Raw genomic sequence first — 15,623 nt, forward strand, 5'->3', positions numbered from 1 at the left:
ACTTTTATAAAACAATATTACAATTAAAGTAATAATTCATTTATAATTAATTATGTCTTATTAACAAACCAATTAGGGGAGAAAGTAATATGAGTAACAAAAATAATGATATTAAAATTGAAATAATACAATTAAGAAACCAAATTAAACAATGAAATTATGAATATCATGTTTTAGATGCACCTACCGTTAGTGATGAACTTTATGATAGCGCCTATCATAGATTAGTAAAATTAGAAGAACAATATCCCCAATTTAATAGTAATGATTCTCCAACTAAAACTGTTGGTAATAAACCAATTAATTCTTTAACAAAAATTTTTCACCAACAACCAATGCTAAGTTTGGGTAATGCCTTTAATTATGAAGATTTACTAAAATTTGATCAACAAATTAAAAAAACATTATCAGAAAATAACATTGAATATGTTTGTGAACTAAAAATTGATGGTCTATCAATTTCCATAACTTATGAAAAAGGAGAATTAAAAACTGCTGCTACCAGAGGTGATGGAATTGCTGGTGAAGACATTACCAATAATATTTTGACAATTAAAACAATACCAAAAATAATACCAATTAATTCTAAATTAGAAGTAAGAGGAGAAATATATTTAAGTAAAGAAGAATTTAATCGCATTAATGAAAAACAACAACAACAAAACTTACCACTCTTTGCTAATCCTCGCAATGCTGCAGCTGGTACTATTCGTCAACTTGATATTAATATTGTTAATTCAAGAAAATTAGATGGTTTTCTTTACTATTATATTAATGCTACTAATGATAATATTAAAACCCATGAACAAGCATTATTTACCTTACAAAAATATGGTTTCAAAATTAATGAACAATGACAGTTATGTAAAAATATTGAAGAAGTATGAATTTATATTCAAAAATATGAAAAGTTAAGAAATACATTACCATATGAAATTGATGGTATTGTCATTAAAATTAATGATCTAACCAGTTATGATATGTTAGGAAGAACTAATAAGGCACCAAAATGAGCAATAGCTTATAAATTTCCTGCTGTTACTAGTGTTACTAAACTTTTAGATATATTTCCAACTGTTGGTAGAACAGGAAAAATAACCTATAATGCTAGATTACAACCAGTGATAATTGCTGGTACTACCGTTACTTTTGCCACACTTCATAATGGTGATTATATTATTAATCGTGATTTACGTATTAATGATTTAGTAAGTGTTAAAAAAGCTGGTGATATTATTCCAGAAGTAATTGCACCAATTATTAGTAATCGTCAAATAAACAATATTATTTTTAAAAAAGCTATCCATTGTCCGGTTTGTAAAACAAAATTAGAACAAGTTCCGCCAGAAGTTGATCAATTTTGCATTAATAGTGACTGTCCATCACGAATTCTTAAATCATTAATGCACTTCTGTTCAAGAAATGCTATGGATATTATTGGTTTAAATGAAAAAATATTATTACGTTTTTTAGATTTAAAATGAATTAAAACTATTAGTGATATTTACAATTTAGTTAATTTACGAAAAGAAATACTATCATTACCACGTTTTGGTGAAAAATCTTTCACTAATCTTGCTAATTCAATTATTCTATCAAAACAAAATTCCTTAGAAAGACTTTTATTCGGTTTGGGAATTCGCCATGTTGGTCAAAAAACAGCAATTATTCTTGCAAAAAAATATTTAACTTTAAATAACTTAATGGAAGCAACCTTTGATGATCTAGCTAATACTAATGAAATTGGTCCAACAATCGCTACTAGTGTTATTGATTATTTCCTTAATCCTACTAATCAACAACTAATTAATAACTTGCAAAACTTTAAACTTAACTTTAATTATTTACAAAAAAACCAATCACAAGTATTGAATGGTAAAACTTTTGTCTTAACAGGAACTTTAACTAAAAGTCGTAACGAATTCATTGAATTATTAAATAACTATGGTGCTAAAATTACCAATACTATTAGTAATAATACTTCTTATTTAATTGTTGGAGAAAATCCAGGAAATAAATTAGCACAAGCACGCAAACTTAATGTTAAAATTATTAATGAAGAGCAATTACAAAATTTATTGAAAGAGGTAGCTAAAAATGGATAAAATTGAAAAGAAAATGACAACAAAAATGCTACATGAATTTGCTAACGAACTTATGTTCAATTTAAGCGAAGAACAATGTGAAAATCTTTTACTAGAATTTAAAGCTATTGAAAAACAAATGGAAATTGTAACAAATATCAATACAAATGATATTGAACCTTTAAATTACCCATTTCCTATTATTAATAATTTATTACGTTCCGATAATGTTGGAACTCATTTAACGTCTAAAAGTGTTTTAAATATTGCTCCAGAAGTTGAAAATAATTACATTAGTATTAATCAGGTGATTAATCATGAAAATTAATTACCACCAACTTTCAATTCGTCAACTTCATGAATTATTAAAAACAAAAATACTTACTCCAGATCAATTAACTAAATTAGTATACAAACGATTAGAACAATTCAAAAAATTAAATGCTGTTGTTACTTCACTAGAACAAAATGCCATTAAACAAACAAAATTAATTACTGAACAAGAAATTAATGATAATTTATTAGCAGCAATTCCATTTGTAATGAAAGATAATATTGCTACTATTAATTTCTTAACAACAGGTTCATCAAAAATTCTTGCTAATTTTATTCCTAATTATGACAGTACTGTTAATATGTTATTAACAAATAATAAAGCCATTAATATAGCTAAAACTGCTCTTGATGAACTAGGAATGGGTGGAGATGGTTTATATGCAGCTACTGGTCATGTCTTAAACCCTTGGAATTTAAAACATATCACTGGTGGTAGTTCTAGTGGCAGTGCAGCTTTAGTCGCTGCTGGAATTGTACCATTTGCTTTAGGAACAGATACTGGTGATTCAATACGTAAACCTGCCGCTTATTGTGGTATTGTTGGTTTTAAACCAACGTATGGTTTAATTTCACGAAATGGTGTTTTTCCTTATGCTCCAAGTTTAGACACAGTTGGTATATTTACTAATCATGTCGAAGATATTGCCATTGTCTTGGATAGTATTGTTTTATTTGATGAACAAGACTTTACTAGTGTTCAAAGTAAAGAAAAAAACTATACTAAAAACTTAAATCAAAATATAGAAGGTAAAAATATTGCTATTTTAAATTATAATGATTATCAGTGAAATGATATAGTTAAATCTAGTTTTGATGAAGCAATAAAGCATTTAACTGATGGTGGTGCAAAAGTTCAACAAATTGAATTTAATAAAGAATTATTACAATCTTTATTACCAGTCTATATGATTATTTCTTTTGCTGAAGCAACCAGTTGCCATGCAAATCTAACTGGTATTAATTTTGGTGTTCGTAAAAATGGTAAAAATTATCAAGAAGTTATGACAAATTCACGAACATTTGGTTTCGGTGATATGGTAAAACGCAGATACATTATTGGTGCATATGCTTTATCTGAAAATCATCAAGAAGAATTATTTAACAAAGCTAAAAAAGTAAGAAGATTAATTGTTGAACATTTAAATACTATCTTTAAAAAATATGATGCTTTCATTATTATGCCAAATATTAATCCAGTTCCAAAAATTAAAGATGTATTAGAACAAAAAAAAGTTATTAAAAGTGAACATGATTATTTAGAAGACTTACTACTACTTTCTAACTTAAATGGTGGACCAAGCATTAATATTCCGTTAACTACTGTTAATGGTTTACCGATTGGTTTTAATATTAATGGTGCACCTTTCAATGATCAAGTTATATTGAATATTGCTTCATTTTTAAGTAAAAAAATTAATTTTAATAATAAACTACTAGGTGATGATCATGAATAATAAATATGATGTTGTAATGGGTATTGAAATCCACTGTGAATTAAAAACTAAAACTAAATGTTTTTCCAACGCCGCCAATACTTTTGGTCAAAAACCAAATACTCAAATTAATGCCATTGATTGTGGCTATCCAGGAACATTACCAACAGTTAATCAAGCTGTTATTATAATGGCAATTCAAACATGTACTGCTTTAAAAATGAATATTGATCCACTATTACGTTTTGATCGAAAAAGTTATTTTTATCCCGATTTACCTAAAGGTTATCAAATCACACAATTTTTTCATCCAATTGGTACAAACGGTGAATTACCAATAGTTGTAAATAATGAAGAATTTATTGTTAGCTTTGAACGCTTACATATTGAAGAAGACACAGCAAAACAAATTCATAATAATAAAAAAACATTACTAGACTATAATCGAGCAGGAATTCCCTTATTAGAAATTGTTACTAAACCAATTTTTAACACAAGCGAACAAGTAGTAGCATATATTAATACTCTACGTCAATTATTAATTCATTTACAAGTTAGTTATGCTAAAATGAATGAAGGTTCATTACGATGCGATATTAATATATCGTTAAAACCACATGGTAGTGATACTTTAGGTACCAAAGTTGAAATTAAAAATTTAAATTCTACACATAATATTACTTTAGCAATAAATGATGAAATTAATCGTCAAACTAATATTTTAAATAAAAAACAAAAAATTAATCTTGAAACTAGAAGATTTGATGAAAAAACTAATAAAACCGTTAGCATGCGTAGCAAAGAAAATAAAATTGATTATAAATACTTTCCTGAACCAAATATTTTTCCAATTCAACTAGACGAAAAATGAATCAAAATGATTGCTAAAAATCTTCCTGAATTGCCTAAACAAATAATGGAAAGATTAAAAAAACAATACAATTTACCAATAAAAGATATTAATTTATTAATTGACAAAGTAGAAATATTAACTATTTTTGAACAAACAGTTGCCATTAATAATTTAATATTACCTACGTTTAATTATTTAGTAGGTCCTGTGCAAGCTTATTGTAATATTAATAACACTACTATTAAAAACAGCGAACTTACTGCTAATAATCTATCACAATTAGTTAGTCTAGTTTATGAGCAAAAAATTAATGATAAACAAAGTAAACAGTTATTAAATGCAATTATGATTAATAATGAAAAAAGCCCTACCGATCTTATTAGAACATTAGGTATTACTTTAGTAAGTGATAGTAATGATTTAGAAAAAATATTAATCACAATTTTAAAAGCAAATGAAAACATGATTACTATTTATAAAGTCAATCCAGAAAAAGCATTAAAATTTTTTATGGGTCAATTAATGAAACTAACTAAAGGACAAGCAAATCCACAAGTTTCTAAAGAAATATTAAAAAAATTGATTGAAAACTATAATTAGTTTCAATCAATTTTTAATTATGAATTTTTATATTATACTTTGAATATTTTTATTATAAATTATATACTAATATTTTATTTAAAATCTACATCTTCAATTAAATTTTCTTTAATTACTAAATCATCATTTGTCTTATTAATAATTAATGAATATTTTATTAAAATATTTTTTTTTATTCTTTTAAGTAACTTTCTTAATTTTAATTAAAATTATTTGTTGGTCTTAAAAATTGTAATGACATTGTTAAATTATTAACTAATGTTTTATTTGTCAATTCTGGTTTATTTAATTGGATGGTTATTGTTTGATCATTAATATTTCTTTGATTCAAATTTGATTCATTATTTTTTTGTTGTAATTGTTGTATCTTTTCATGTAATTCATTACTTTTTTGTTGTAATGTTTGCATTTGAACATGTAATTCATATTGTTTAATTTCTAAATTAGTAATTTGTTTTTCTAAAGATGCTATTTTAAAATTTGCTTTTTTTGGTATTTCTAAAAGAATTTTAAAATTAGTAAGTTTATTATTTTGATAATCAGCTTTTAATTCTTTTTCTAATTTATCTTTAATATCTTTAATATTTTCTTTTAATTTTGTCTTTTGATTCTCTATCAAGATATTTTTTTGTTTTAACTTCTGCTGTTGTTTTTGTAAAAATTTTATGTCCCTATCAAAAATCTCTTTTCATAAAAGTTTTATTTTACTATTTAAAGTTAGTAAATCGCTTTTTGCTTCTATCAATTTACTATTAAAATAAACTCTAAACCTTAATACTTTTAATAAAATTTTCTTTAAATGTTTTTTAGAAAAATTATCTTTTTCAATTTGTTTATTAATAAATAAATTTAATACTTTTATTTTTTTAAGATATTTTTCATTTATTATTAAATGAAAAATATCTTTATTTTTTTTAAAATTAATAAAATCTTCAAGTATTTTTGGTAAAAAAACCTCTTTTAAAGTAGTTAATTGAAAATTATATGAATAATTATTTATTTCATCATTTAATTCTAAGATTAAGGAATTTGTTCAATCTTCAATAATTTTAAGTGAATCAAATTTCCCTTTTAGAATTGGTATCTTTTTATCCAAACATTTTATTTTATATTGTGTTCATTTATTACTAAAAAAATAAATATAATTGTCCATTGTTCTTCATCCTTTACATAAAATTATTATTTTAAATACTAAATAAATAAATTTCCCTTAATTTAGTAAATCATTAAATATTTATAGATATCATCTCTAGTTATTTCAAAATTAGATTCTATTAATATTCTTTACTTATACTTTTGATATTTTTTCCTTTTAAATACTATTACTAATTACTTTACCATTGACATGTCAGAAAATAAGATATTTTCTGACATGTCTAAAATTATATCAATAATCTCGGGCGTTTTAGGTATCTCTGGTCTTTCAAACATATTAGTTTCAATGTTATTAATACCATTAGATAAATCTTTAACGTTAAATATATCTGCCTTGTGTACTATTTCTTGTTCTTCATTACTTTTAGTTACTGGCATTGGTACGATGTTAGAAAGCATTATCGTATCATCAACTTTTTGCTTTACTATCACTGTCGCATATTTTGTTTTAATATATTTTGAATTTTTGCAAATTTGAGTATCATATCACTCTATAGGACTTTGAGTATATTCTCTCATTTTTTCTTTATTTTTTTGACATCATCTGTAATAATATTCTCGTTTTCTTGCTTTCACTTCTGACTTTTGATTATATTCTCGTATTTTTTCTTTATTTTTTTGACATCATCTGTGATTATATTCTCGTATTTTTTCTTTATTTTTTTGGGACCATCTTTGATAAGATTCTCGTTTTCTCGCTTTCACTTCAGGCCTTTGAGCATATTTTAATTTTTTAGTTCCAACCTCAGGTTTTTGATTATGTTTCCGTATTCTTTCTTTGCTTAAATTTTTTTGATTAATTTGAATTATTTTAAAAATTTTTTCTATTTTTTTAATTAGTACTTTCTTATTTTTTTCCATTGTATACATAATATTTTCCTTTCAAAAAATAAAAAAACCTATTTACTTTAAAAAATAAAGCAATCGGTTAAAAACTTATATTTAGATTAAAACATATAATTTTTATTACAATGATAATACATTAATATTTCTAAAAATAAAAAACAATTTTTTTATAATTAATTTTGTTTTTTTATTAGTGTTTTTTTTCTTTCTTAACTTCCTTTTTCTTTAATTTTTTATTTTTTTTCTTTTTCTTATTTCTTCTGAATCAATTTCAAAATGAACGCTTTTTCTTTACCGTTTTAATAATAGTAGGCTCAAATATTTTATTAGTATCACCAATTGAAAAATCATTACAAACAGAATTAATATTTTCATTAGAACTAATAAATAATAGTTCATCATTTAACATTAATATTTCATTTCTACTAGGAATAATAACTTTACCATGACGTTTAATCGCAACTAAGTTAATTTTATAATTGCTAGGAATTTTTAAAGTTTCTAGTTTTTTATTTGTAAACTTAGTATTTTTAACAATTACATTAGCTATTGAGTACTTTTCATCAACTGTAGTTAAATCTATTCCTAATTTTCAAATAGCACGATATGCAGCTTTCTTACCGGCTTCTGTTTCAGATAAAATAATATTAGTAATACCAATTGCTTCTAAAATTAGTTGGTGAGTACTATCAACAGCTTTAGCAATAAGATTAAGTGATGATAATGTATTGTGTTTACGATGAATTGTTAAAACATGAACAGCAGTAACAATTGAAGCTGCTAAATCAGAACCAATAGCAATAATAATATTTTGCACTTTATGAATTCCAGCATCATTTAATGCATCACGATTAGTCGAATCTAAAATTAAAGTTTCAGAAGCTATTGATGAAACTAATTGACAACGGTCTTCTCTTTTATCAATAGCTAATGTAACTTTACCTAATTCTTCTAAAGTTTTAACAACTGAAATTCCGAATTTACCTAAACCAATGACACAAAAATCATTTTCTGATGAAGACATCTATATCCTTCTTCCTTAAATAATATTTACTTAAATATATTATATTATACTAAATTATAAACTAATTCTTAAAATATTGGTATTTTACATTTAAAACTAATATTTAATAGAAATGACTATAGTATAGTATAATAATAAAAGAAAATGTTATTTTAGGAGTTTTTTGATGCTATCTAAGGTTAATTATCGTAGTGTAAAAAATATTTTTAAAATTATTTTTGTTGGTAAAACCCGTCCCCGACAAATGTTTAATTTATATTTTTTCACTTTATTAGTTGGAACAATACTTTTAATGACACCAATTGCCACAACAAAAGGACAATGAAACTTTTTGCCTGCCCTTTTTACTGCTAGTAGTGCGTTTTCTGACACTGGTTTAACAGTAAAAAGTACTGCTAATGATTTTACTTTCTTTGGTCAATTTATTATTTTAATTTTAATTAAATTTGGTGGTATTGGTTTAATTACAGTTAAACTAGCAATATTATCCTTATTTGTATTTAATCGACATACTAGTTTAAGAGAAAGATTACTAATGCAAGGTGAACGTGGTTCTAATAAATTAGGAACGACTATTGATGTATTAAAAATTGGTATTATTGTTATGACAATTACTGAATTTTTGGGAGCAATTGTTTTATTTTTATATTTTTATTTTGTGCCTATCTCAGGAATAGAATATGGTCTAAACAATAATACAGGTTACTATAATCACATACTATTAGCATTATGATCGGGAATTTTCCACTCAATTTCTGCTGTTAATAATGCTGGATTTGATATAGTTGGTATAACTTCATTAGAACCTTTTCAGAGTGATTATTTTGTGCAGTGAATTTTTATTATTGAATTTGTAATTGGCGGTATTGGTTTTCCTGTTTATTATGATTTATATCATTGAATTAAAAGTAAAACTCATGGTAAAAAATTTAGATTTAGTTTATTCACTAAACTAACATTAATAACATATTTTTTAGTTGCGATATTGGGTGTTAATAGTGTTATGTTTATTGAATATTTTTCACGTAATGTCATAACTCCGTCAAGGCAAGAGCCCATTTTTAAAAATTTATCGACATCTGATGCAATTATGGCTGTTTTTTTTAATACAATGTCAACAAGAAATGGTGGATACTATACAGTTGACTTAAATAAATTTCACCTTGCCTCACAAATGATCCAATCATTAATGATGTGAATTGGTTCTTCACCAGCAAGTACTGCCGGAGGAATTAGAACGACAACTTTAGCAATTATTCTTTTAACAATTTTTAATATTGCACGTGGCCGTAATGATGTTTTTGTATTCAAGCGTAAAATTCCTAATCAAACTGTTCGTATGTCATTTATAGTCAGTACACTTGGTTTTATTTTAGTTTTTGTATCAGTAATGATTATCACAATTGAAAATGTTTTTTTAACAGATAATTCTGATATGACCTTTGCACAAGTAATTTTTGATGTTTCAAGTGCTTTTGGAACAACAGGACTTTCATTATTTGATAATTCCAAATTAGGTATTTTTAGTCAACTTAGTTTAATTTTTGTCATGTTTGTGGGACAATTAGGAGTATCAACTACTGTTCTTGCTTGAAGTGATCGTAAATCAAAACCAACAATAAGTAGAGTTGAAGAAAACGTATTAATTGGATAAATTAAGAAATGGTGAACACATATGATAAAAATTTTAGATGGTAAAATAATTGCCCAGCAAATTAAAGCAAAAATTAAATCACAAGTAATAACTATTACTAATCGCAAACCTAAACTAGCAGTAATAATTATTGGTGAAGATTTAGCATCACAAATGTACGTACGAACTAAAATTAAAGCATGTCAAGAATGTGGTATTGATGGACAAGTATTTTCACTAACAACAACAGTAACACAAAAAGAAATAATTAATAAAATTGAACAATTAAATAGTGACAATAATATTGATGGAATTTTAGTACAATTACCACTACCAAAACATTTAGATACATTAGCAATTATTAATAGCATTACTATTAATAAAGATGTTGATGGTTTAACAAATATTAATGCCGGAAGATTATTACAAGGTGATAAAAAAGCAATGTTGCCTTGTACAGTAAAAGGTATTTTAAAATTACTAAATCACTATCAAATTCCCATTTCTAAACAAAATATTACTATCATTAACGATAGTAATATTGTTGGTAAACCATTGGCTTTATCATTAACTAATATGGGAGCAACTGTTAGCATTGTTCATAAATTAACCAAAGACTTAACTATTTATACTAAAGAAGCTGATATCATTTGTAGTGCTACTGGTATCTATAATATTATTAATAGTAGTCAAGTTAAACGTGATGTTGTTATTATTGATGTAGCAATTAATTATCAAGGTAAAGAAAAAAAAGTTGTTGGTGATATTAATTTTGAAATAATGAAAAATACCGCTTCAGCAATTACTCCTGTGCCTGGTGGTGTTGGACCAATGACTATTGCCATGTTATTAGAAAATTTAATGATTTGCTATCAATTAAATAATAAATATAATTAAATTGGAAAATTAAATGTTAAAGAAAAATTGGATTAAAAAAAGATTAAATAATATTGAAAAAAATAATTTAGAATTATTAAAATTTAAGTTTTTAAAAGAAACTATTTCAACAAATAGTGTTTATTTTGATAGTCCTTTACATTTTTTAAAACCTGAAAATTATTCAGATTATCAAATACATAATGAAAATAATACTATTATTTTTAAAATAGAAGTTAATACACAAAAATTATATGATGATTGAATAAAAGGAATGAATAATTTTGCTTGAGATTATATTTTAAGTAAAAAATATATAAATATTAACACTGAATATAATTTAAAAACTAATGATTTTATTAATAAACTTAATCAAAACTTATTTCTTTTAAAAAATAATTTAATATCAAAAAATAAAATTTATGTTGTAAGAGTTTGAACTTCAAAAATAGAAAAAATAATTTCAATATTTCTTCCTTTGAAAAAGATTAAGAAGAATTTAGCGATGTTGGATATTGATGAACAGATAAAGACACTTTAAATAAAGAAGTTTCTTTAAATAAAAAATTACGTTTTACTTTTAGAAATTCATCAGACTCTTTAATAAAAGAACTATTATTTAAAGGAAACCATGAAATTACAATAAAATATGTTGAAACTGAAACTGAAATTACTACTAAAGGTTATGAATATAAAAATTCTAATTGATGAAAAAGAAATTGATCATCATTTATTTCAATTTTAGCACTTTTATTTACAATCATATTTAACTTTTTAAATTAATATAAATCATTAAAGCACTAAATCAAAAATAAATCATATTGTATGTAAAAATTATAAAATTTGTTATAAAAATAATTAGAAACTAAATTATAAGTTTTAACTCATTGCTTTTATTTTAAAAGTAAATGAGTTTTTTTACATTTAAAAAGGAGTACAAAAATATGAAATATTTTAATCCAAATTATTGATTTAAATTATGATTATTAATCACGCCACTTTTTAATAATCAACTTCAAAATATTAATGCTAAAATAATTTATAATAAAGAAAATATTAAAGATTGAAAACCTAAAAATATATCTATTACAGATTGTACACAATCTAATGATCAAGATATTACTTGTATTCATGAAGCAGGACATACAACAATGATTTTAGATTCTAAATTTAAAAATAAATTTCAAAAGTTAGAATATATTAGTTCAGATTCCCAATACCTTGGAAGAACAATATCTGATGAACTTATACCTTTAAATCAAATTAAAAATATAAGTGATAATGACTTATATACCTTATTACGAATTGATTTAGCTGGATTTGCTGCTGAATCTATGTTTTTTGATAGTAACCCTTTAAAATATATTATCGGACAAGCAAGAATTATGGATTCAAGTGACTTACAACACTATCATAATATTTATCAAGAAGAGTTTGAATCAAGAAAATTAAAACCCTACAATGAAAATTCTTTAATTTTTATAGGTAAACAATTAAATGAAACAAGAAAAATAATAAATAATAAGCTAGAATTTGAAAAAAATTCTCAAAACATGTTGTCTAATAAACTACGTTAATAAAAACCATACTGATTATATTTTAAAACATAAAGAAATACCTATTCCGCTATTTAAAGAAAAAGAAATTAAAAAACTTACAAAAATACAAATACAAGCATTTACAACTAATCAAATTCAAGCATTGACAGAAAAACAAATACAAGCACTTACAAGTGAGCAAATACAAACACTAACACTATTACAAACCCAATCATTTTTACCATTACAAATTACTTGATTTACTGAAAAACAAATAGCAGCATTTTTTTGGCCATATCAAATACAAGGATTTACTGAAGAACAAATAAAAAATTTTTGGCCACAACAAATGCTAGTATTTACAAAAAACCAAATACAAGCACTCACAAACGAACAAATACAAGCACTAACAAGTGAGCAAATTCAAATACTCACAAAAGAACAAATTACTTGATTTACATCTGAACAAATTAAAAATTCACCACACCTTTTATTAAGAAAAGAAGAAATTAAAACTTTTAATCCAAAAGAAATAAATAACTATTATTTAAATAATAAAACTTTAAACAATAAAATTAAAGATAATGAAAAAATATTATAGAAATTATTATGGTTTTAATAACATAATTTTATTTTTCTTGTATTTAACTAAACTCAAATTTCCAATTCATATTTTTTTTATAATGTTTTAGGCAAATCAATTCTAAAAAAATTATCTAATTTTTCTCATGCAATATTACGTTGACTTTCTTCAGTATCTATTCACTGATCAAAGGCTTCGGCAAATAAATCAAAATGTGATTCTCGGCCATATTCACTTCTCACAATACCATATGCTAAAATCTTTTGATAAATTGGATCGTTAATTTTTGTACTATTTGCTAATGATGAAATCATATAATTAGTTTCATCAGTTATTTCTCCTTTTTCTAGATTATTTTTTAATAAATAAGATGAATTAAAATAATTATTTCATCATTTACTATGATCATTATCTGCAAGTGAATTTATTCTTTGTTTTCCTTGAAAATTTAAACGAATAAAAGAACCTAAAGCATGACCATATTCATGAACAATTGTTCTAATAATACTTTTTGAAGCTTTATAACCACTAACATATTGCCAATATTGAATTCTTTTACTAAGAGAATTTGGATTTATTGCCATAACTTGAACTAATGAATAATTTTGAAATTGTGAATCATAAACATAACCAGATTTAACAAAGCCAAATAAACCATTTTTATTAATTTCAGCTACTCGATATAAAAGTTTAAGAACATTTTTTTTGCCATAAATTTGTGCAAATATATTATAAAATCGAACTAATTTATCTTTTATCTCTGCTTTTTCAGTAGCATTTATTGTAGATGAATTAATTAATGTATCCCAATTAACATTTGTATAAATTTTGCCAAGATTAGTAATATTAATTTGATTTTGTAAATCAGAAAAGTCTGTAAAATTACTCTTATTTTTTGCTAACAAGTTAAATTCATTAATCGACTCTTTTTTTGCCTCATATTGAATTTTTTCTTCTAAATTAGTAACAAAGTTTAATTTTTTACTAGTTTTACTAAATCAATTTTGCGAATTTTTTAAATATCATTGTTTTAAACTAGCCACATCTTCGCCTTCAAAAAAATTTATGCGATCACTTACTACTTTATTAATTCTCTTATTGATATCAGGAACAATATAATTACCAGAAATATCTTGTTCATTTTCATCAGCAAAATCATAATCATTATTAGTACAGCCTCACCTACAAGCAATAACATTTATTGTTGTTGCACTAACCAAAATATAATTTAAAAAAAATCTAATTATTTTTCTCATAACTTTATCTCCTGAATCTATATTTAAATATTTAGGGATTTATATTAATTTAATTATGTTATCATGAAATATTTAACTTATAATAAGGGATTTCTGTATAACTTTCTGATACTTTTGTTGAAAAAGCAAATATTTTTGATCCTGGTTTAGGAGTTATTTTTGTAGTTTTTAATTTTTTATTAAAACCCTCAATAAGAAATTCATTATATAAAATATCTTTATACTTATCAGCAAATTTTTTACCAAGTGTTTTTACTACAACATCATAAAATAATTTATTTTTATTATTTTCTGTATATAATCCTTCTAACTTAATATCAATTTTTTCATCATTTTTTGGTTGTTTACCTTGGTAGTTAATAAAAACTCGATTATTTTCTGTTGGTAATGGTAAAAAGTTTGCTTTAAATGATGAATAATTCATAATATTTTCAATTGCAAAACTAAATTCAATCTTTCCTTCATTATTAAAATTGGGAAAACTTAACTCATATATTTTTAATGCTGAACTAGTTAAAGCAGATGTAATCTCATTTTCATAAAATTTTATTAATTTATTACGATTTCCTAAATATTCCATAACTATTGCAAATCTCCCAAATTGACTTGTTGGATGTAAGAATGTGCTTTTTTCATACATATCAGTATTAAAATAAATTTTTCCAAGATTTTGTTCATAAAAAATATCCGAAAATTCTGCTGGCTTATTTAAAATATCTATTTTCCCTTGAAAGTGACTATTACTTTTTGCTATTAAAGAAATATTTTTATTATCTTGATTAATTAGTACATCTAAATCATTATTAGAAAACTTAGTACCATTCATAATATTAATTGCTTCTAAAATTAAATCTTTATCAACTATTCCGTTTTTTTCAAAACTTTTACTATAAGGTAATGCTTTTTTAGTTATTATTTGACTAATATCATTACTTAGTCAAAACAAATTAACCTCTTTAACTAAAAAAGGTAAATCTGTTGTATCTGGCATATAACGAATAATAGCCTTTGTCATTCCATCTAACATATCAACATCAATATTATCAGTATTCATTTTTTCTTTTCTTAATTCACTTTTCAAACTAAATGAATTAGGAATTATAGTATAAGTTTCTTTAATACTATTATTTATTTTGCTTAGATTCGTACTTAATACATTTCCAAAAGTTCCTACAGTTGTTCCAAATGTTAAAAAACTTAATGTTGCTAATAATAACTTCATAAATTAAAACCCCTTTATATTGATAATGTAATTCTACATGATTTCTATGTTTACTTCTTTCTAATTATTTTTACCATTAATAGTATTCATTATTACAAATAATACTTAAGTTATTATTACATTTAATTTAAAAAAATGATTAATAAAGCATATACATTGCCGTAATCAAGAAAAAAATAAAAAA

14 protein-coding genes are annotated in these 15,623 nt (G+C 23.8%); 9 read left to right on the forward strand and 5 right to left on the reverse strand.

What is annotated here, in order from left to right:
* Positions 1-89: 89 nt before the first annotated feature.
* From ligA to gatB, 4 genes are read left to right on the forward strand one after another with little or no spacing between them, the layout of a single operon-like run.
* Entirely contained in the window at positions 90-2,105 is a 2,016-nt protein-coding gene (ligA, locus tag AACL05_RS04360) for an NAD-dependent DNA ligase LigA (RefSeq protein ID WP_338960092.1), read from the forward strand.
* Entirely contained in the window at positions 2,098-2,412 is a 315-nt protein-coding gene (gene gatC, locus AACL05_RS04365) for an Asp-tRNA(Asn)/Glu-tRNA(Gln) amidotransferase subunit GatC (protein ID WP_338960095.1), read from the forward strand. The genes ligA and gatC overlap by 8 nt, the downstream gene beginning before the upstream one ends.
* On the forward strand, positions 2,402-3,874 hold the full coding sequence (locus AACL05_RS04370; protein ID WP_338960097.1) for an amidase family protein: 1,473 nt from the start codon (positions 2,402-2,404) through the stop codon (positions 3,872-3,874). Before gatC ends, AACL05_RS04370 begins: the two co-directional genes overlap by 11 nt.
* Complete coding sequence (gene gatB, locus AACL05_RS04375; RefSeq protein WP_338960099.1) at positions 3,867-5,306, forward strand: Asp-tRNA(Asn)/Glu-tRNA(Gln) amidotransferase subunit GatB; 1,440 nt, start codon at positions 3,867-3,869, stop codon at positions 5,304-5,306. Before AACL05_RS04370 ends, gatB begins: the two co-directional genes overlap by 8 nt.
* Positions 5,307-5,505: 199 nt before the next feature.
* Here the strand turns inward: gatB and AACL05_RS04380 are convergent, their stop codons facing one another.
* The 3 genes from AACL05_RS04380 to AACL05_RS04390 all read right to left on the reverse strand — a co-directional run bounded on the left by AACL05_RS04380 (position 5,506) and on the right by AACL05_RS04390 (position 8,331).
* Positions 5,506-6,459, reverse strand: a complete 954-nt coding sequence (locus tag AACL05_RS04380; protein WP_338960102.1) for a hypothetical protein — start codon at positions 6,457-6,459, stop codon at positions 5,506-5,508.
* A gap of 176 nt (positions 6,460-6,635) precedes the next feature.
* On the reverse strand, positions 6,636-7,331 hold the full coding sequence (locus tag AACL05_RS04385; protein ID WP_338985760.1) for a hypothetical protein: 696 nt from the start codon (positions 7,329-7,331) through the stop codon (positions 6,636-6,638).
* A gap of 166 nt (positions 7,332-7,497) precedes the next feature.
* On the reverse strand, positions 7,498-8,331 hold the full coding sequence (locus AACL05_RS04390; RefSeq protein WP_338960108.1) for a TrkA family potassium uptake protein: 834 nt from the start codon (positions 8,329-8,331) through the stop codon (positions 7,498-7,500).
* A 166-nt stretch (positions 8,332-8,497) separates the two neighbouring features.
* Here AACL05_RS04390 and AACL05_RS04395 point away from each other — a divergent pair, with 166 nt between their 5' ends.
* From AACL05_RS04395 to AACL05_RS04415, 5 genes are all read left to right on the forward strand, one after another.
* Complete coding sequence (locus AACL05_RS04395; RefSeq protein ID WP_338960110.1) at positions 8,498-9,985, forward strand: TrkH family potassium uptake protein; 1,488 nt, start codon at positions 8,498-8,500, stop codon at positions 9,983-9,985.
* Positions 9,986-10,006: 21 nt separating this feature from the next.
* Positions 10,007-10,861 (forward strand): bifunctional 5,10-methylenetetrahydrofolate dehydrogenase/5,10-methenyltetrahydrofolate cyclohydrolase, encoded by an 855-nt coding sequence (locus AACL05_RS04400; protein ID WP_338960112.1) that lies wholly within the window; start codon positions 10,007-10,009, stop codon positions 10,859-10,861.
* A 13-nt stretch (positions 10,862-10,874) separates the two neighbouring features.
* The gene (locus AACL05_RS04405) at positions 10,875-11,381 is read left to right on the forward strand and encodes a hypothetical protein (RefSeq protein WP_338960114.1); all 507 of its coding nucleotides are present in this window, start codon (positions 10,875-10,877) and stop codon (positions 11,379-11,381) included.
* A gap of 403 nt (positions 11,382-11,784) precedes the next feature.
* Complete coding sequence (locus tag AACL05_RS04410) at positions 11,785-12,417, forward strand: hypothetical protein (protein WP_338960117.1); 633 nt, start codon at positions 11,785-11,787, stop codon at positions 12,415-12,417.
* The gene (locus AACL05_RS04415) at positions 12,374-12,979 is read left to right on the forward strand and encodes a hypothetical protein (RefSeq protein WP_338985762.1); all 606 of its coding nucleotides are present in this window, start codon (positions 12,374-12,376) and stop codon (positions 12,977-12,979) included. The genes AACL05_RS04410 and AACL05_RS04415 overlap by 44 nt, the downstream gene beginning before the upstream one ends.
* 77 nt (positions 12,980-13,056) lie before the next feature.
* On the opposite strand, the gene AACL05_RS04420 is transcribed toward AACL05_RS04415, so the two are convergent.
* Both AACL05_RS04420 and AACL05_RS04425 read right to left on the reverse strand, forming a co-directional pair.
* Positions 13,057-14,217, reverse strand: a complete 1,161-nt coding sequence (locus tag AACL05_RS04420) for a hypothetical protein (protein ID WP_338985764.1) — start codon at positions 14,215-14,217, stop codon at positions 13,057-13,059.
* Between the two features lie 58 nt (positions 14,218-14,275).
* Complete coding sequence (locus AACL05_RS04425; protein WP_338985766.1) at positions 14,276-15,439, reverse strand: hypothetical protein; 1,164 nt, start codon at positions 15,437-15,439, stop codon at positions 14,276-14,278.
* Positions 15,440-15,623 lie beyond the last annotated feature (184 nt).

The sequence above is a fragment of the Spiroplasma endosymbiont of Thecophora atra genome, assembly GCF_964019735.1.
Lineage (GTDB): Bacteria > Bacillota_I > Bacilli_A > Mycoplasmatales > VBWQ01 > Spiroplasma_E > Spiroplasma_E ixodetis_A.